This window comes from Micromonospora parva (assembly GCF_000718515.1).
In the GTDB taxonomy this organism is placed as follows: domain Bacteria; phylum Actinomycetota; class Actinomycetes; order Mycobacteriales; family Micromonosporaceae; genus Micromonospora; species Micromonospora parva.
In genome coordinates this window covers 82,469-100,651 of record NZ_JNZS01000008.1, presented here as the reverse complement: position 1 = coordinate 100,651, position 18,183 = coordinate 82,469, and the positions used below count along the sequence as shown (strand labels likewise).

The window sequence follows — 18,183 nt, the reverse complement described above, 5'->3', positions numbered from 1 at the left end:
CGCACGGCGGTTGAGCAGAGGAGTGCGCATGCAACCGGTTGGTCCGTACAGGTTCACCCACATGCTGGGCACCTGCCCGGCCGGTAAGGCATGGGCAGCCATCGACGGGCAGGGCCGGTTGGTGACGATTGCCGTGCTGAACGCGGCCGTCGCGGACGCGCCGGGCTGGCGGGAGGCCTTCGTCGGCACCGCCAACGGGTTGGCGCAGGCGCCCGGCGGTCAGACCTTCGCCTACGCCGACTTCTCCGCGGCCGAGCCGTGGGTGGCGTACCCCGCGGAGGCAGGCCCGGGCGCGGAGCGACTGTTCCGGGCGCTCGGCCAGGACTACCAGCCGGTGCCCACCGAGGGCGTTCCCGCCGCCCCGGTCTCCGGCATCCCGCAGCAGGTTTCCGGCGTGCCGCAGCAGGTGTCGGGCATCCCTCAGCAGGTGTCTGGTGTGCCGCAGCAGGTTTCCGGGATCCCGCAGCAGGTGTCCGGCGTCCCGCAGCAGGTGTCCGGCGTCCCGCAACAGGTGTCGGGTGTGCCGCAGCTGACCTCGGGCCCTCCGCCGGCGCCCTGGGCGCTGCACGCCGGCCCGCCGGTGGCGCCCAACCCCAACCCCGCGCCCACGCAGCCCGCCACCGACGAGCCGCAGCCGCCCGCCGTCGGACCGGTGGACGCCCCGCCACCGCACGATCCGTTCGCCGCGCCGGTGCGACGGATCCAGCCGTCGGCCCCACCGAAGCGGCGCACCGGCCTCTGGGTCAAGGTGGCCGCGCTCGCGCTGGCGGTGGCGGTGGGCAGCGGTGTGGCGGTCTGGGCGCTCGCCCCCGACGAGCCGACCGACCCCGACATCCCGCCGACAGTTGGCGCCACCGCGTTCCCCACTGCCGCCGCCGTCGACCCGCCACTGAAGCCATGGGCGCAGGCCGCCCCGTACAGCCCCGAGGAGCGCGCGTTGGCGGTTGCCGCGCCCGCGCTCGTCTTCGTCGAAACGGTCTTCACCGGCTACGTCCGCGACGCCAGCACCAACGCGCCGATACGGGCCACGCCCATCACCTTCACCCGCAGGTGCAGTGCCTTCGTGGTCACCCCGGACGGGCACGCCCTCACCAGTAGCGCGTGCGTCAAGCCCACCCAGGAAACCGCCCGGCAGATCGCGCTCGACACGGTGGCCCGGATGCTCGTGCGCGAGCAGACACTGGTCCCCGCGCAGGTCCAGGAGTACATCCGGACCAACATGGGCAAGACGAAGTTCACCGGCATCGATCCGGGCACCGAGCCCGGTACCGAGATCCACGGCCAGCTCAACACCGCCAAGGGCAACCTCACCACGGAGCCGGCGATCCCGGCGCAGGTCGTCCGGGCGCTGCCTCCCGACACCGGCAACATCGCGCTCATCAAGCTGGGCCGGGGGAGCCTGCCGGTGGCGGAGCTCAACCCCTCGGCGACCCTCACCGACGGAAGTTCCCTGCTGATTGTCGGCTTCGCCACCACCGATGACGACTTCCGCACCGCAACCTACGGCCCAAAGTCGAAGCTCGTCGGTATCACCGGCACCGGGCGGCGGGGGTCGGCGTCGATCTCCCGCATCAACCAGGATCTCGGAACCACGTCCCACGGCGGTATCGCCCTGGACGCGAGCGGCCGGGTGGCGGGGATGATCGACCAGGATCAGGCTCGCCCCGACAGGGCAAATCGGGTGATTGTCCCGTCGTCGAGCCTGAACGCGCTGATCGGCGAGGCCGGAACCGCCAACAAGCTCGGTGACTCCGACAAGCTGTATCGCAAGGCCCTGGACGCCTACTTCGCTGGTCAGCACTCGGCGGCGATCACCCAGTTCGACGCGGTCGCGCAGGCATCCCCCGGCAACCTGCTGGCGAAGGCGTACCGGCAGAATGCCGTGGAACGGCAGCAGAACGAGTCCGAGCCGAGCGACCAGTCGGTCTGGCTGATGGCGTTGCTCGCCGGTGCCGGCGGCGCGATCTTCGTCGGTCTCATCGTGCTCGTGGTGATGCTGGTCCGACGCCGTAGGGACGTGTGATGAACGGTTCCATCCAGAGCATGGCCCCGCCGACGGACCGGCCCGCCCGGCCCATCTCGGGGCTGCTCTCCACCGCGATCGTGGTGGTCGTCGGCGCGCTGCTGGTGCATGTGCTGCTCGAAACCTGGGCCCAGGTGCTGAGTGGGCCGACGAGCGTGGATCCGCGCGCCAACCTCGACGGCTCGGCCCAGTGGCCCAAGCAGCTGAAGACCGTCCTCTACCTGGGGCTCGCCGGGCTGACGGTGGTCAAGGTCGCCGTCGATCGGCTGTGGCACCGGTTCCTTACCGGCGCCGACCTCGCCCTGGTGGTGCTGGGACTGGTGATGGTGCTCGCCGGTCTGGTGAACGACTCCTCGATGTCCCTGATGGGCGAGGCGCTGTTCGTCTACTTCCGTGGCGTCATCGTCTTCTACGCGCTGCGCGCGGCCGACCTGAACTCGATGATGATCCGTCGCCTGCTCATCGTGGTGGCCGTGGTGGTGAGCGTCAACGTTCTGCTCGCCCTCGTCCAGATGATCGTGGGTGAGCCGGCCTACCGCGTACTCGGCTGGGTGGACCTGACCTGGTCGGAGCAGAGCCGCGCGCAGGGGCTGCTCTCCCACCCGAACCACCTCGGCCACGTCCTGGGGCTGACCCTGCTCGGTTTCGTCGCCTGGCTGGCGACCGCCACCGACGTCCGACGGCGCTGGTGGGCGGTGGCCGTCGTCGCCACCGTCGCCATGTCCGCGACACAGTCCAGGGAAACGCTGCTGGGCGTCCTGATCGGCGCTGTGGTGATCGCGGTGGTGGCCCGCACGAACACGCGACGCATCCTCGCCGTCTGCCTGCTGGTGGTCCTCTGCACCGTCGCCCAGATCGCCGCCCGGCCCGACAACCGGGCCGAATGGGAACGCCGCATCGGCAACGCGTTCACGAGCTTCAATCACCCGGCGGGCAGCGAGTCGTCCCCGCCAGCTCCGCCGGCGGCGGCCACGGCCAAGCCCTCCCCGACGGCCACCCCCCGGCCGGACGGCGGCTCGACCGCGTCAGGTGGCCCCAAGACCTCGGCGAAGCCGTCGACGTCGCCCGGGACCAGCGGATCCGGCGGTCCGGGCGGATCGCCGGGCGCGGCCACGCCGCAGCCCACCCACTCGCCCGCGCCGGTCCGCGAGATCCGGGTGCTCTACCTCCAGCAGGCAGGGAAAATCCTGCCGCGTCAACCCCTTCTCGGCTTCGGTATCGGCCAGTTCGGCGGTGTGGTCGCCGAGAAGGACAATCCGAACTGGCACAAGAACCCGAAATTCGGCCCGGGTGGCTTCAACCGCTACGGCTTCCAGGCGGTTCAGGTGGACTCCTTCTGGCTGCACCTGATCATGGAGGTCGGCGTTCTGGGGTTCGGCGCGTACCTGGTGTGGCTCTTCATGATTGCCAAACCACTGCTGGCCCGGACCCGTCAACTGCGTCGTACGGGCCACCGGCCGGCACCCAACGTGCTGTGGGGAATCGCCGCACTCATATTCGCCTGCATCGTTGGCTTCCTCTCGCCGTCGATGGAGGATCCCCTGCTCCCGCCCCTTCTCTGGACGGTCGTCGGTCTGGCCTGGTGGGCCGCACGGCGCTCCGCCCCCATCGATCAGAAGGACGGCGGGCCCGCCGATACCACGGGCCCCGCCGGTGCCCGGGAGGACGACACCCGCATCCTCGCCACCGACGAGATCCTGGCGCAGGCGCGTCGGGTGCGACCCCCGGCGGGGTTCCGCTGAGGTAGCGCGACACGCGTTTGTGTCACTACTCGTCCACATTCAGTAGTGGTGCGATCATGAGTGCGTCGCTAGAATCCATCTGCCGCGCGCGGCGTTCAGATCGGGCATCCTTCGGCGTGACGGTCCTACCGGAGCGTCGCCAAGGGACGACCAGCAGTGACCATCACGGGGGTTGTGGGCATGGGCGATACAAGTAGAGCCGATGGCTCGTCCGTTGGCCGGGCACCGGTCGACGCGAGCCTCGCCCCGAGCGGCGGTCGACGCTCGCGGTGAGCGAGGGCCCTTTCGCGGTGCGCGCCGCTCAGTTGACCGACCGGGATCCTCGCGCACTCCAGCCACTGCCGGGCGCCCCCGGCCGTCACGTCGACGCGCCGACGGTCGGGCTCACCGGGCCGGTCCGTCCCTCCGTCGACGCGCCGACGGTCGGGCTCACCGAGCCGGTGCGCCGGGTAACTCCGGCGATCTCGGTCTGCATCGCGGTACGGGACCGTCCCGAACTGCTCGTGACGTCCATCCGCAGCGTGCTCAGCGGCACCTTCGACGACTTCGAGATCGTCGTGGTCGACGACGGCTCCACCGTGCCGGCCCAGGAATGCCTGGCCGCCGCCGATCTCCTGGCCGATCAGCGCATTCGACTCGTGCGTCAGAAGCCGTCGGGCATCAGCGCAGCCCGTAACACGGCCCTGCGCGTCGCTCGTGGCCGTTACGTCACCGTCCTCGACTCCGACGACGAGTTCACTGAGGACGGGCTGGCCCGCATCCAGGAGTTCCTGACCCGGACCGGGGCCGTCTGGATCTACACCGACTACGAAGAGCTGGTGGGCAACTCCGCTCGGTCGATCAGCCTCCCGTCCTACCCGACGGCACGCCGCATGCTCTGGTCGGTCCTGACCCGTCCGCGGCTGCCGTTCAAGCACTCCGGCATGTCCATCGAACGCGAGCTGCTGGTCCGCCTCGGCGGCTACGACGAGAAACTACCGATCAAGGTCGACGTCGAGCTGGTCCTGCGGGCGCTCGCCAGCGGCGTCCACCCGGCGCACCTCGACCATCCGGTCGTCCGGTTCCACCGGCACGAGGGCAGCATCAGCCGCCGCCGGATCGCCGGGCTCAGCGTCTGGTTCCAGCTGATCAGCCGGTACACCCGCCCACGGGTGCCGGGCCTGGCGCTGGTCATCAAGGCGGTGCGCGCCAGCAGCGAGATCGGCAAGTGGTTGGTTTCCGCGCTCGGTCGCTGAACCAAACGACTCGGCCCGGCCACCCCTCGGGGGCGGCCGGGCCGAATCGTCGTGGTGGCGTTAGTCGGGCGGCAGGAACCCGGTCGGGTTCTCCGCGAACATCTTGTTGGCCAGGCTGTAGTCGTCCACCCGCCCAATGTCCAGCCAGAAGCCGCGGTGCCGCCAACTGGAGACCCGCCCGTTGGTGCTCAGCTGGTCGAGGATGAGTTGCGGCATGTCGTACGCGCCGGCCGGAATCTTCTCGAGCGCCTTGGGTGACATGGCGTAGGCGCCCATCGAGACGTCGAGGTTCAGCGTCGGCTTCTCGTCGTAGCCGACCACGTCACCGGACTCGTCAATCTTGAGGATGCCCAGCTCGATCTTCTCCGACCGGGTGTACACGCTGATCGTCACCGGGGCTCCGCTGCCCCGGTGATGCGCCATCAGGGCCGTGAAGTCCAGGTCGGTGAGCAGGTCGCCGTTCATCACGAAGAAGTCGTCGTCCAGGGTGCCCGCCAGTTGGCGCAACGGCCCCGCCGTACCCAGGGGCTGCTCCTCGCGGACGTAGTCGATGTGCAGGCCCAGCTTGCGGCCATCCTCGAAGTACCCCTCCAGCAGGTACGCCAGGTGACCGGTCAACAGTGTCACGTCGGTGACGCCGTGTGCCTTGAGCTGGCGGAGCAGGATCTCCAGGATCGGGATGTCACCGACCGGCATCAGCGGCTTCGGGAAGCTGGTGGTGAAGGGACGCAGCCGGGTGCCGCGCCCACCAGCGAGAATGATCGCCCTCATACCACGTACCGGTCCACATCGAACCGGCCCAGATTCGCCCGCACGTAGTCGACGACCTCGGTGAGGCCCTGACGCAGCGACACCGTGGGCTCCCAGCCACAGCGTTCCCGCGCCCGCTCGGTGCCGGCGATCAGTTCGAACACCTCGCTCTGCGGGGGCCGCAGCCGCTGGCTGTCCTCGACGATGTCGATGTCCGGTCGCCCCGCCACCTCCGCGATGAGGCGCGCCAGGTCACCGATGGCGATGCCCCGGCCGTTGCCGATGTTGGTGACCTGCCCGACGCACTGGTCGGCAGCCGCCACGGCCATGAACCCGGCCGCCGTGTCGGTGACGTACGTCAGATCGCGCACCGGCCGCAGGTCGCCGAGGGCGATCTTCTCCCGCCCCGCCACCACCTGGGCGGCGACGGTGGGGATCACCGCGCGTGCGCTCTGCCGGGGACCGTAGGTGTTGAACGGCCGGATCACGGCCACCGGCAGATCGAACGACCGGTAGAACGACTCGGCCATCGCGTCGGCGCCGATCTTCGAGGCCGAGTAGGGCGACTGGGGCTGAATCGGGTGGTCCTCGTCGATCGGCGTGTAACGGGCCGTCCCGTACGTCTCGGACGTGGACGTGTGAACCAACCGGCGCACCCCGAGGTCACGCGCCGCCTCCAGCACGTTCAGCGTGCCGGTCACGTTCGTCGCCACGTAGGACGCCGGGGCCACGTAGCTGTACGGGATCGCGATCAGCGCGGCCAGGTGGAAGACCGTGTCGCAATCGGCGATGGCACGGCGGACCGCGAAAGGATCGGTGATGTCGGAGTGCACCACCTCCACCGACCGGCGGACCTCCGGGTCGACGTCGGCGAGCATGCCGAGGTCGGACCGGCCGGTGTACCGGACCATGGCGCGTACCTCCGCCCCGGCCCTGACCAGTCGCTCGGTCAGGTGGGAGCCGATGAACCCGCCGGCACCGGTGACCAGAACTCGGCGCCCCGCCCAAGCCCCATCGGTTGATAACGCCGTCATCCCGTGCCTCTCCTTGTCATTCATTGGCCGGCTCCGGCCGGCGTTGCCAACTCCGTCAGCAGGCCACGTAGGCTATCCCGCAACGGCGTCTCAGCCTTCCAGGGTGTCTCGGCGGCGAGTTTGGCCGCCGAACCGACCTGACAGCGAAGGTCGCTGTGCCCGGCGACCACGTCAACGACGGACCAGTCCAGCCCGGCCAGGTCCAGCAGGATCTCCAGGACCCGCCGGACGGTCACCCCGGAACCCGAGCAGACATTGTAGATTTCACCGGCCCTGCCCAGCTCCGCCAGCTCGACGTACGCCCGCGCGACATCTCTGACGTCGGTGAAGTCGCGCACCGCGTCGAGGTCGGCGACCTGGACCCGGTCGGCGCGCCCGGCCACCACGTCAGCCACCCGTCGGGCCAGCGAGCCGGCCACCGTGGCACCGTCCTCGCCCGGGCCGACATGGTTGAAGGGACGGGCGGCCACCACCGCGATCCGCCCGTCGGCGCCGAGCGCGAGGGCCAGCGACTCCGCGGCCGCCTTGGCATGACCGTAGGCGCCCACCGGTCGGGGCAACGTCTGCTCGGTGATCGGGTTCAGTTCCGGCGGCACCGCGCCGTACTGGGCGGAGGATCCCGCCAGGACGAGACGCGCCGGCCGGCCCGACCGGGTGTCGACCCGGCGCAGCTCCTGGCACAGGTTGTAGGTGGTGTGCACGGCATCGGCCACCACGTCCGCCCCGCTGGCCCCCCGCTGGGGGAGGGTCGCGGCCAGGTGGAAGACGACGTCGGGGCGTACCGCCTGGAGCCGGGCGCGGACCGCCGCCGGATCGTGCAGGTCCAGCTGGTGGTAGGTCTCGCCTGGACCAGGCTGCCGGGGCCGGCGACCCAGCCCGACCACCCGCTCACCGTTGGCGGCGACCAGGCGACGCAGGTGGGTGCCGACCCAACCGTGCGACCCGGTCACGAGCGTGGTGCTCACGACCCGAGCACCGACCGGTAGATCTCGGCGATCCGCTGCGCCACCAGGCGCTCGTCCAGCCAGCTGCTTCGCTCGCGCCCGTTTGCCCGTACGCCGTGGTGCAGCACCTCGCGGACCCGGTTGGCCAGCTCCGACACCAGGTGGTCGCGGGCCGCCCCGGTCAACGGACCGGCCGGGAACGGCACGACCGCTCCCGGTCGTACGTCGGCCAGCACCTCCCCGACGTCTCCGACATCGACGGTGACGACCGGCAGGCCCATTGCCGTGGCTTCCTTGACCACCGTGGGGGAGCCCTCACTGCCCGGCCGTGACGTGAACAGCATGACGTCGGCCGCGTCGTACTTGCGGACCAGGTCGGCCTCGGGCTGACCCGGCGCGGACAGGATCAGCTCCTGCACCGAGGGGTCCTGGCGCCGCAGCTCGGCCAGCGCGTCACGAAAGACGTCGTAACCCTTCACCGCGCGGCCGGGGTCGGCGCCGAAGAGCACCACCCGCGCGTCGGGGGCGATGCCGAGTGCCTGCCGGGCGGCGAACCGGTCACCGGGCTGGAACAGCTGGAAATCGACCCCGTTGGCCACCACGTGGCCGGCGGCGTCACCGGCCGTCTCGGCCAGCCGGCGGGACACGTAGATCCGGGCCCGGGTGCCACCCCAGCCCAGCTTCGTCATGAAACGTTGGCGGGGTGCGTTGACGTCACTGCCGTAGAGCGACAGCACGCGGGCCGGGTGACCGGCGAGCCGCGCCGCCGGTGCCGTCATCCCGTAGTGCACGTGGACGATGTCGTAAGCGCCGGACCGGGCCCGACGACGGATCCGGCTGGCGGCGGTGAAGTAGTCCAGTTTGCCGCGGGACTGGGCGACCACCTCGACATCGACGTGGTGGCCCAGCGCGCGCAGCGCGGACACCTGTCGCTGCACGAAAATGCCCCGGTAACTGCCCTGCTCCGGCCACAGGTTCGTGACCGCCAGGATCCGCAGGGTGCGCTGCTGGGCGAGGGGTGGGGACAACTGCTCGGACGTCTCGTTCACGCTTTTCTCTTTCTTCAGACGCTCTGTCGGGTCTCAGACGGCAGTGGTGACCGGGGTGGACGCGGAACCGCGGCGGTGGCTGCGGGCGAGGACGAGCAGCCGGCGAATGTCACCACTGAGCACGAGCCCGGCCACGACGAACCCGGCGAGGGTCACGCCGGCGGCGGTCCACGACCAGGTCTGCATGACGTCCAGGCGGGTCACCAGCGCGGCGACCACGACCAGGGCGATGCTCCGGACCAGGGTCATCGTCCAGGCGAGCCGGTGCAGCCACCAGACCGCGACGACCGGAATGGTCGCGGTGACGGCGGTGCCCACCAGGTAGCCGATGCCGACCCCGGTGGCACCCATCGACCTGGCCGCGGCCACCACCACGGCCAACCCGATCAGGCAGCCCACCACGGCGGAGATCACCGGCACCCGGGCCTGGGTCAGCGGGCCGCTGGCCAACGCGTTCACCGACGGCACCTGAAGGATGCCGAGGAAGGCGGCGCACAGCATGACGCGCAGCACGGTGGCGCCGGCGGCGTACTCCTGGCCGCCGAAGAGGCCCAGCACGAGGGGCGCGGCGAGCAGGCCCACCACGAAGACCGGGGCCATCGTCACCGCCAGGGCACGCGTGGACGCGTCCACCTGTCGGCGTACCGCTGTGGTGTCCCCGGCGCCCTGAGCCCCCGCCATGGCCGGGAAGAGCGCCAACGCGAGCGCCCGGGGCAGGAACCACAGCGGTGCGATCAGGGCGACGGCCGCGACCAGGTAGGCCACCTCGGACGGGTCCGCGAAGTGACCGCCGAGAAGCTGGGTCGTCTGGAGGAAACCGGCGCTGGCCAGCGTGCCGATGCTGCCCAGGACAGCGAACGTGACGACCTCGCGTCGGTCGAACCGGCCACCGGCCGGCACCCCCTCCCGCCGACGGTGCGCGCGCAGCTGGTGCCGGCACAGTGCGACGAAGACGCCGTAACCGAGGCAGAGCGGCAGGAGGTAGGCGGTCTCACCGGTGGCGATCACCACGACGGTGGTGACCACCGCCAGCGCGGACGTGGCCAGTTCGATGCGGGCGTACTGGGGGACGAGGCCGTGGCCGTACATGGCCGCCTTGTCCACGGTGTAGAGCGAGTAGGTGGCTGTCAACACCGCGAGCGTCAGGGTGTCCACCACGCCGAGGTGGTAGATCCCTTGCACCACCAGCGCCGTCGCCGCGCCGAGCACCAGGCAGGCCGTCAGGCCGAGCCGGGAGAGGAACCGGTGTACGGCCCAGGCCCCGGGCAGGTCGCCGGCGCCACGATGAAAGGCGACGAACTTGGACAGGCCGCTGGAGACGCCGCCGGGCAGCAGCAGGCTGGCCACCATGCTCGCGGCCAGCATGATGCCGACCAACCCGTAGGTGGCGCGGTCCGTGGCGTGACTGGTGAGTGAGCCGTGCACCAGACGGGTCGCGCCCACCGCCACCAGGGCGAGCATCGAGAGCGCGCCGCTGCGCACGATGGTGGAACCACCACGAACCGGAGGCTTCGGTGGGGGCACCGCGGCGACTCCGCGCGCGGCGGCGTCACCAGGTGCGCCGCCGAACGGTGGGACCCCCGGATCCCGCAGGCGTGCCGCGCTGCCGTTGATGGGATGACCGTGCTGCACTGTCAGACCGCCGATGTCTCTATGGGTCGCGGCGCGACCGGGGATGAACGCTGGCTGCGGTCGGCCTGCACGGCAACGTCGGCGCCGAGGAGGTCAGCCGACAGGCGGGCGGACCCTTATGGTCGAGGGTCGTAGGATCGATCAGGCGCATCAGTTGGGCCTCGTCATGCTGCGTCGCAACTTCTGTCTGGGGATGCTAATGACCGAAGAGGTCCGCGCCGGTGCCGCGACGGGCACCGTTGTCCGAACGGACGACGGCTGGCCGGTGTCGCCATCGCGGGTGCCGACATCGGTCGACCGCACGATGTCACGGCTGCCCCGGGCTCGTGTGGTGGTGCTGTCGGTGGTGGTGCTGGTCCTCGTCGCCTGCGCAGCATACTTTGGCTGGGACCGCGGGGTGGGCCCGGTCGAGTCGGTCGCCGCCCCCACCGCACAGCCGTCGGCAACCCCGGGTCCGCCGGCGCTGCGGGACCTGATGCCGCCGAACGTCAGGATCGGAACCGCCGTCAGCGGGCAGATGTTGGCTTCGGACCCGCGGTACCGCGCGACGCTGTCGAGTCAGTTCAACGCCGTCACGTCCGAAAACGCAATGAAGTGGACGATCCTGGAACCGAAGCGCGGCGTGTACGACTGGTCGGCCAGTGACCAGTTTGTCGACTTCGCCAAGGCCAACGGGCAGGCCGTCTACGGTCACACCCTGCTCTGGCACAGCAACACTCCGGTGTGGGTGACCGAGAGCTGGTCGCCCGAGCAGCTGCGCGCCGTGCTCAAGCAGCACATCACCACAGTCGTCAGCCGCTACCGGGGCAAGATCTGGGCCTGGGACGTGGTCAACGAGGTGCTCGCCGAGGACGGGTCGTTGCGAGACTCGTTGTGGCTGCGCAAGCTGGGCCCCCGCTACATCGCCGACGCGTTCCGCTGGGCCCACGAGGCGGACCCGGACGCCCGACTGTTCATCAACGATTACGGCACCGAGGGTCGCACCCGGAAGGCCGACGGCCTGCTGCGGCTGGTCAAGGAGCTGCGCGCGGGTGGCGCGCCGGTGCACGGGGTCGGCTTCCAGAGCCACATCCGGTTGGGGGCGCCGCCGAAGGACGCGACGGGAAACCTGCGCCGCTTCGCCGCGTTGGGCGTCTCGGTGGCCATCACCGAACTGGACGTACGGATTCCGTTGCCGGTCACCACCCAGAAACTGCTGGACCAGGCGCTGCTCTACCAACACATGCTCAAGGCCTGTCTCGCCGTCGCCACCTGCGAATCGGTGACGTTGTGGGGCTTCACGGACGTCAGCAGCTGGATCGGTTCGCACTATCCCGGGTACGGCGCCGCCTGCGTCTTCGACGAGGAGTTCGCGCCGAAGCCGGCGCACGGTGCGCTCGCCCAGGAGTTGAGTGCCCGGAAGTCGCGACCACCGAACTGATCCGGCTGAGGAAGGACCCGAACCGCCACTAGGCACGACGTGGCATGGACGCATAGGGTGCACGTCGCGATCTCCCGACGGGGGCGACATGGGAAAGGAAGGTCGTGTCCGCACACACGCAATTCCTCACGGCTGTCTCGTCGCAGCAAAGACCGAGCTTCGACCCCGACCTGGGTGTGATCACGCCTCCGTCCAACGGCATGGCCCGGTCGGTGTTCGCCCGTCCGGTCGCGCCTCGGGCCAACTGGCGTCGCCGCTACGTGGCCTGGCTGGTCCTGCTCGACGTCCTCGCGGCCCTGGCCGCCAGCCGGACGGTCGTCACCCTGCTGGCCGACGCCGACGCCGGTTTCTGGGACCAGCGGGTGCTCGGGAACGTCAGCTCCTTCAGCCTCGCGGCCTTCGTCGGCGTTCCGGTGGGCTGGCTGATTTTGCTCGTCGCGTCCGGGGCGTATGACCAGCGGGCGCTCGGGCTGGGCACCGAAGAACTCAAGCGGGTCGCTAGGGCGAGTCTCGCGATGGCCGCCGCTGTCTCGTTCCTGGCGCTCGGCTTCAAGAAGGACCTGTCCCGGGCCACTGTCGCTGCCATCATCGTCTGCCTGCTGCTCTACACGCTCGTCGTTCGGTTCGCCGCCCGGGTGGTGCTTCGGCGGATCCGGCGTACCGGGCGGGCGTCGCAGAAGGTGCTGCTGGTGGGCCGCCTCGTCGACGCGCTCGCGCTGCACGAGGTGGTGACCCGCAACTACGGGGCCGGGTTGCACCCGATCGCCATCCACCTGCCCCACCATCCCCGTCCGGGCGAGCGGGTGAACGCCCCGGTGCCGGTGTACGTGGGCTGGGACCTGGTGCCGCTGGTCCAACAACTCGGCGCGGACACCATCGCGGTCTGCGGGCCCGCCAGCCTGGAGTCGTACGAGCTTCGCAAGCTCGCCTGGCAGTTGGAGGGCACCGGCCTGAACCTGGTGGTGGTCCCCCAGGTCACCGACGTCACCGGTCCCCGCATCCACGTCCGGCCCATCGAGGGCCTTCCCCTGCTCAATGTGGACGAGCCGACCATCTCCGGTCTCTCGCTGTTGGCCAAGAGCGTGCTGGACCGGGTGACCGCGCTGGTCGGGCTGGTGCTGCTGAGCCCGGTGCTGTTCGCCATCGCGCTGGCCATCAAGATCAACGATCCCGGGCCGGTGATGTTCCGGCAGACCCGCATCGGCCACGAGGGACGCGCCTTCAAGGTGTGGAAGTTCCGGACCATGTACACCGACGCCGAGCAGCGGCTGGCGACCTTGAAGGATCGCAACGAGAGCGACGGCCTGCTCTTCAAGATGAAGGACGACCCCCGGGTCACCCCGATCGGCCGGCACCTGCGGGCGCTCTCCCTGGACGAACTGCCCCAGCTGATCAACGTGCTGCGCGGGCAGATGTCGCTGGTCGGGCCACGTCCACTGCCCACCGAGGACGACGACTACCGCGGTGACGTCCGCCGGCGGCTGCTGGTGCGGCCCGGCATCACCGGCCTCTGGCAGATCTCCGGCCGCTCCGACCTCACCTGGGACGACGCGGTCCGACTGGACCTGCACTACGTGGACAACTGGTCGCTGGTGTACGACCTCGCCATCCTGTGGAAGACGGCCAGCGTGGTGCTGGCCCGGCGCGGAGCGTACTGACCGACACCCGATCACCGGGGTTTCCCGGAAGAACCACCGACAGCGACGGGCGGCGGCCGTGAGGCCGCCGCCCGTCTGGTGTCTCGACTGCCGGCGGTTCCCGCGCCGGCTCCCAGGTGTTACTTCTTGCCCAGGCTGACGATCTCGCCGACCGAGTCCCGGCGGACCGCGTCGTAGAACGTCTTGGCTCGGGCGTTGTCGGCCAACACCACGCTCTCCGAGCCGATCCGGCCGGTGCCCTTGGTCGGGCTGGTCACGAAGGTCATGTTCCCGCCGCGAACGCCACGCATCTGCGTCGCCATGTCGAACAGCGACAGTTCCTTGTCCACCGAGACGGAGTTCGAAGTCGCCTTGAGGAAGCTGTTCAACTTGCCGGGGTTGGTGAGGATGCCGCCGGAGGAGGCCTTGTCGATGATGGCGCGGATCACCTGCTGCTGGTGGCGGATCCGGGCGAAGTCACCGTCGGCGAACTGCTTGCGCTGGCGGGAGTAGTCCAGAGCCGCCTCGCCGTCCATCCGCTGCACACCCTTCTTGAAGGTGCGGAACGGCTCGTGGATCGAGGTGAAGCTCTTCTCCGAGTCGATGTCCACGCCGCCCAGCGCGTCGATGATCTCCTTGAAACCAGCGAAGTCGATCAGCGTCACGTGGTCCACCCGGACCCCGGTGAACTTCTCCACCGTCTGCACCATGAGGGGCACCCCACCCCAGGCGTACGCGGCGTTCACCTTGGCGTCCCGGCCACCGTTGTTGCCGTCCGCCGACTTCGGCACCGAAACCCAGGTGTCGCGGGGAATCGAGATCAGCTGGGCGCTCTTCCGGTCCTTCGGCAGGTGGGCCAGGATGATCGTGTCGGTACGCGAGCCGCTCGTCTTCTCCGGGTCGCGGGAGTCGCTGCCCAGAATCATGATGTTCATCGCGCCGTCGACGGCCGCTTGGGGGCGCGACTCCTCGGGCACGCCGTCGAAGGCGTCGACCCGCTCGATACCCGACTCGACCGACCGCAGGTAGAGACCGCCGGCCACCATGCCGCTGCCCCCCAGCACCAGCAGGATCAGCAGGCTGAACAGGGCGATCCGGCGCCAGCGGCGGCGGCGCGGCGGTGCGGCGGCCGGCGGAATGTCCTCGGTCGGTTGAGGCCCGCCGGCGGCGCCGTAACTCGGTTCCGTCCAGTGCTCCGCTGTATGTTCACGACGTGGCATGGGCGCGATGCTACTGAACGTGGTTTCTCAGCGCGTACCCTCGTCCGGACACCATCGTGCGACGTAAGTCCCAAATCGGGCGGCGCACCATCCGCCGTTTCCCTCTGCCGACGCTCCCGGGGAAGTGGTATGAACCTTCGGTGGACGCAACGAAGCTCCGCCGAGCCATCGCCCGTACCCCGCTCGCACCCGTCGCCGCCTTCCCCAAGCGGTTCGCCCGGGTCGCCCGCCACGACGCCAAGGTGCTGCGCGCCTCGGCCCGGTGGCTGGTCACCTCCCGTGAGCATCACAACTACACCTACGAGCTGACCAAGCTGAGCCGCCACCACCTGACCTGGTTCGTCAGCGTCGTCTGCGACATCCCCGTGCAGCAGGTCCGCGGCTACGTCGCCGAGATCGAGTCCGACGACGCGCTGCGCCACCACATCGAGCAGGCCACCGCCACCGCAGCCCGCCGTGGCCTCGCCGACCGGAAGGTCCGCTACGCCCGACGCGTCGGCTGGTACGCGATCGTCCGGGCCACCCACCCCGCACACGTCGTGGAGACCGGCGTCGACAAGGGGTTGGGCACCTGCGTCCTGGCGTCCGCCCTGTTGCGCAACGCGCAGGAGGGGCACCCCGGGCGGGTCACCTCCCTGGACATCAACCCGGAGGCCGGCTACCTCGCCCGGGTCGCGCCCTGGTCCGAGGTCGTCGACCTGGTGATCGGCGACTCGATCGCCTCGATCGGCGCGCTGGACCGCCCGGTGGACCTGTTCCTGCACGACAGCGACCACAGCCGTGCCCACGAGAAGCGTGAGTTCGACGCCGTGGAGCCCACGCTCGCCCCCGGCGCGATCCTGCTCACCGACAACGTCACCAGCACCAACGTGCTCGCCGAGCACGCCGAACGCACCGGCCGCCGGTTCCTCGCGTACCGGGAGAGCCCGGTCAACCACTGGTACCCGGGCGACGGGATCGGCGTGGCATGGTAGCCGGGTGCGGCTGACCTCCATTCACACGTACCCGATCAAGGGTTGTCACCGGCTCGACCACGACGGTGCGTTCGTGCACCGGTGGGGGCTGGCCGGCGACCGGCGCTGGATGGTCGTGGACGCCGACGGCGTCGGCGTCACCCAGCGGGACACCACCCGGCTCGTGGGCCTGCGCGCCTCGGTGCGCCCCGGAGGTCTGTCGCTGCGCGCCGACGGGCAGCCCGACCTCGACGTGCCCGAGCCCGCCGGCGGTGAACCGGTACCGGTGCGCACCTTCCGCAGCCGCGCCTTCCCGGTGCCCGCGCTGCCGGCCGGCCAGGACGCCGACGACTGGCTCACCGCCCTGCTCGGCCGACCCGTCCGGTTGGTCTGGCTGGCCCAGCCGACCCGCCACCTGGCCGCCGGGTCCCGCGAACACGACACCGGTGACCAGGTCAGTTTCGCCGACGCCTACCCGGTGCTGCTGGCGAACGCCGCCTCCCTCGACGGCCTCAACGACTGGCTCGCCGAGGCGGGGGAGGAACCGGTGCCGATGACCCGGTTCCGACCCAACCTGGTGGTCAGCGGCGCGCCGGCCTGGGCCGAGGACGACTGGGTCGGTCGGCCACTGCGCATCGGCGACCGGCTGTTCCGCGCCGCCGGGCCGTGCGACCGCTGCGTGGTGACCACCACCGACCAGGAGACCGGCGTACGCACGAAGGAGCCGCTGCGCACCCTCGGGCGGCACCGCAACGTCAAGCAGAAGCTCCTCTTCGGACTGAACCTGGTGCCGATCGACAGTGGACCCCTGGCCGTGGGCGCCCCGATCGTCGTCGAGCCCTGACCCTGCCAGCAACCGGCAATCCGCACCCCTTCATCACCGTCCGTCGATGCTGTCTTAGCTTTGGCTTAGCCCGCTTGTCGGCACCCGCCAGAATCCGGCAGCATCGCCGTCGTGCCGGACGGAAGCGTTGTCGACATCACCATCGACCTGGACCATCCCCCAGCGGACCGGCCGGCACCGTCGTCCGGCGCGAAGCCCTGGCTGGTCGCCACCGGCGTCACCGTCCTCGCGGCGACGCTCGGGCTCACCCTCGCCCTACGCTCCGGATCCACCCCGGCCTGCGCCGCCGGCCGGACGCTCGCCGCCGCGCCGCCCACCGGCAACGCCACGCACACCGGAAAGGCGACCTTCTACGACTCCAAGGGAGCCGGCGGCAACTGCTCGAACCCGTCCGCCCCGGCCAACCGGCTCTACGTCGCGCTCGGGCCGACGGAATACTCCGTCGGTGCCGCCTGCGGCGGATTCCTCGACGTCGTCGGCCCGAAGGGCACCGTCCGGGTGCTCATCATGGACCAGTGCCCGGAGTGCCAGCCCGGCCACCTCGACCTGTCCCGTGAGGCGTTCGCCCGGATCGCCGACCCGGTCCAGGGCGTCGTTCCGGTCACCTACCGCGCGGTCGTCAACCCCCCGCTGCCCGGACCACTCACCTTCCGGATCAAGGAGGGCGCGTCGCAGTGGTGGTTCGCCGTCCGGGTCGGCAACCACGGCAACCCGCTGCGGTCCGTCGAGGTCCGGCAGAGAGACAGCGACCCCTGGCAGCCGGCCGCACGGCAGGACTACAACTACTGGTTGATCGCCTCCGGCGTCGGGCCGGGTCCGTTCACCCTCCGGGTCAGCGACGTGTACGGCAACCGGGTCACCGTCGGCGGCATCCGGATGGCCCCGGGCCAGGTGCAGAACAGCACGGTCCGGATGTACGCACCCGGCGGCGCGGCGGCGGCCACCCGGCGTCCCGCCGCGTCGACCCGACCGCCGGGCAACCGACCCGCCGCCACGCCGACGCCGACCCGTCGCCCGGTCGAGGTCGCGAAGGCGAGCGCGCCGGCCACCGCCACGTCGACCACCAGTTCGGCCCAGGCGAACGCCCGTCGGTGCGCCGGCTGACCACTCAGTCGGCCACAGCCAGATCGAGCCACATCAGGATCTCGTCCCGGTCGTCATCGGGGGCCACCCGCAACGCGCCCGGCAGACGGCCGATCTCCCGATACCCGAGGCCGGCGTAGAACCTGTCCAACCCCAGCCCGTCGCGCACCGTGACGTGCAGCGCCTCGTGGCCGAACGCCCTGCCCAACCGGGCCGCCTCCGTCATCAGCGCCGCGCCGTAGCCGGCGCCCTGGGTGTCGGGGTGGACCATCACCCGCTTCACCACACACCAGTGCGTCTTGAGCGCGAACCGGTTGTCACCGAAGATCAGCATCGCCGCCAGCCGGTCACCGGCGTAGCCGACCAGCAGCCGATCCGGCCCGTCGGTGATGCCCGCGAAGGTCGGCTCGGAGATGACGTGCACGTCGGCGGTGCTGACCGGTGGCACGAAACCGACGGCGCCGCCGGCGTTGCTGACGTCCACCCAGAGGTCGACGATCTCGGCGCGCAGCTGCGGGGTCAGGTCGGGGTCGAGGACGAAGCGCAGACTCACGCCCGCCATCCTGACCCGATGACCAGGCCCGCGACCCACGACAGTGACGCGCCCAACAACAGTC

The 18,183-nt window shown here is 70.5% G+C and carries 15 protein-coding genes; 8 read left to right on the top strand and 7 right to left on the bottom strand.

All coding sequences use genetic code 11. From position 1 onward, the window contains the following. The first annotated feature begins 28 nt into the window (after positions 1-28). From IF22_RS33730 to IF22_RS0111960, 3 genes are all read left to right on the top strand, one after another. Complete coding sequence (locus IF22_RS33730; protein WP_051708390.1) at positions 29-2,023, top strand: trypsin-like peptidase domain-containing protein; 1,995 nt, start codon at positions 29-31, stop codon at positions 2,021-2,023. Further along, on the top strand, positions 2,023-3,765 hold the full coding sequence (locus IF22_RS33725) for an O-antigen ligase family protein (protein WP_030331253.1): 1,743 nt from the start codon (positions 2,023-2,025) through the stop codon (positions 3,763-3,765). The genes IF22_RS33730 and IF22_RS33725 overlap by 1 nt, the downstream gene beginning before the upstream one ends. Before the next feature lie 269 nt (positions 3,766-4,034). Continuing rightward, entirely contained in the window at positions 4,035-5,000 is a 966-nt protein-coding gene (locus IF22_RS0111960) for a glycosyltransferase family 2 protein (protein WP_081883808.1), read from the top strand. Between the two features lie 60 nt (positions 5,001-5,060). Here IF22_RS0111960 and IF22_RS0111955 read toward each other — a convergent pair whose 3' ends face one another. The 5 genes from IF22_RS0111955 to IF22_RS0111935 are packed head-to-tail and all read right to left on the bottom strand — an operon-like array spanning position 5,061 to position 10,301. After that, complete coding sequence (locus IF22_RS0111955; protein WP_030331248.1) at positions 5,061-5,771, bottom strand: nucleotidyltransferase family protein; 711 nt, start codon at positions 5,769-5,771, stop codon at positions 5,061-5,063. After that, positions 5,768-6,784 (bottom strand): GDP-mannose 4,6-dehydratase, encoded by a 1,017-nt coding sequence (locus tag IF22_RS0111950; protein ID WP_030331246.1) that lies wholly within the window; start codon positions 6,782-6,784, stop codon positions 5,768-5,770. Before IF22_RS0111950 ends, IF22_RS0111955 begins: the two co-directional genes overlap by 4 nt. 20 nt (positions 6,785-6,804) lie before the next feature. Further along, positions 6,805-7,749 (bottom strand): NAD-dependent epimerase/dehydratase family protein, encoded by a 945-nt coding sequence (locus tag IF22_RS0111945; RefSeq protein ID WP_030331244.1) that lies wholly within the window; start codon positions 7,747-7,749, stop codon positions 6,805-6,807. Continuing rightward, positions 7,746-8,777, bottom strand: coding sequence for a glycosyltransferase (locus tag IF22_RS0111940; RefSeq protein ID WP_030331241.1), 1,032 nt, complete (start codon positions 8,775-8,777; stop codon positions 7,746-7,748). Before IF22_RS0111940 ends, IF22_RS0111945 begins: the two co-directional genes overlap by 4 nt. 33 nt (positions 8,778-8,810) lie before the next feature. Then, complete coding sequence (locus IF22_RS0111935) at positions 8,811-10,301, bottom strand: lipopolysaccharide biosynthesis protein (RefSeq protein WP_156057491.1); 1,491 nt, start codon at positions 10,299-10,301, stop codon at positions 8,811-8,813. A 307-nt stretch (positions 10,302-10,608) separates the two neighbouring features. Here IF22_RS0111935 and IF22_RS0111930 point away from each other — a divergent pair, with 307 nt between their 5' ends. Further along, positions 10,609-11,829, top strand: a complete 1,221-nt coding sequence (locus IF22_RS0111930) for an endo-1,4-beta-xylanase (RefSeq protein WP_245233612.1) — start codon at positions 10,609-10,611, stop codon at positions 11,827-11,829. A 200-nt stretch (positions 11,830-12,029) separates the two neighbouring features. Then, a complete protein-coding gene (locus tag IF22_RS0111925; RefSeq protein ID WP_051708389.1) occupies positions 12,030-13,487 on the top strand; it encodes a sugar transferase in 1,458 nt (485 codons plus the stop codon). A 119-nt stretch (positions 13,488-13,606) separates the two neighbouring features. On the opposite strand, the gene IF22_RS0111920 is transcribed toward IF22_RS0111925, so the two are convergent. After that, a complete protein-coding gene (locus IF22_RS0111920) occupies positions 13,607-14,686 on the bottom strand; it encodes an LCP family protein (protein WP_081883806.1) in 1,080 nt (359 codons plus the stop codon). Between the two features lie 140 nt (positions 14,687-14,826). Here IF22_RS0111920 and IF22_RS0111915 point away from each other — a divergent pair, with 140 nt between their 5' ends. From IF22_RS0111915 to IF22_RS0111905, 3 genes are all read left to right on the top strand, one after another. Continuing rightward, a complete protein-coding gene (locus IF22_RS0111915; RefSeq protein ID WP_030331232.1) occupies positions 14,827-15,660 on the top strand; it encodes a class I SAM-dependent methyltransferase in 834 nt (277 codons plus the stop codon). A 4-nt stretch (positions 15,661-15,664) separates the two neighbouring features. Further along, positions 15,665-16,483, top strand: coding sequence for an MOSC domain-containing protein (locus IF22_RS0111910; protein WP_030331230.1), 819 nt, complete (start codon positions 15,665-15,667; stop codon positions 16,481-16,483). A 111-nt stretch (positions 16,484-16,594) separates the two neighbouring features. Continuing rightward, entirely contained in the window at positions 16,595-17,587 is a 993-nt protein-coding gene (locus IF22_RS0111905; protein ID WP_245233611.1) for an expansin EXLX1 family cellulose-binding protein, read from the top strand. 4 nt (positions 17,588-17,591) lie between these two features. Here the strand turns inward: IF22_RS0111905 and IF22_RS0111900 are convergent, their stop codons facing one another. Next, positions 17,592-18,119 (bottom strand): GNAT family N-acetyltransferase, encoded by a 528-nt coding sequence (locus IF22_RS0111900; protein WP_030331226.1) that lies wholly within the window; start codon positions 18,117-18,119, stop codon positions 17,592-17,594. Positions 18,120-18,183 lie beyond the last annotated feature (64 nt).

Excerpts from the sequence above, each read along its gene's own strand:
- IF22_RS33725 (WP_030331253.1), top strand. The coding sequence starts at position 2,023 with ATGAACGGTTCCATCCAGAGCATGGCCCCGCCGACGGACCGGCCCGCC.
- IF22_RS0111950 (WP_030331246.1), bottom strand. The coding sequence starts at position 6,784 with ATGACGGCGTTATCAACCGATGGGGCTTGGGCGGGGCGCCGAGTTCTG.
- IF22_RS33730 (WP_051708390.1), top strand. The coding sequence starts at position 29 with ATGCAACCGGTTGGTCCGTACAGGTTCACCCACATGCTGGGCACCTGC.
- IF22_RS0111920 (WP_081883806.1), bottom strand. The coding sequence starts at position 14,686 with ATGCCACGTCGTGAACATACAGCGGAGCACTGGACGGAACCGAGTTAC.
- IF22_RS0111925 (WP_051708389.1), top strand. The coding sequence starts at position 12,030 with ATGGCCCGGTCGGTGTTCGCCCGTCCGGTCGCGCCTCGGGCCAACTGG.
- IF22_RS0111955 (WP_030331248.1), bottom strand. The coding sequence starts at position 5,771 with ATGAGGGCGATCATTCTCGCTGGTGGGCGCGGCACCCGGCTGCGTCCC.
- IF22_RS0111930 (WP_245233612.1), top strand. The coding sequence starts at position 10,609 with ATGACCGAAGAGGTCCGCGCCGGTGCCGCGACGGGCACCGTTGTCCGA.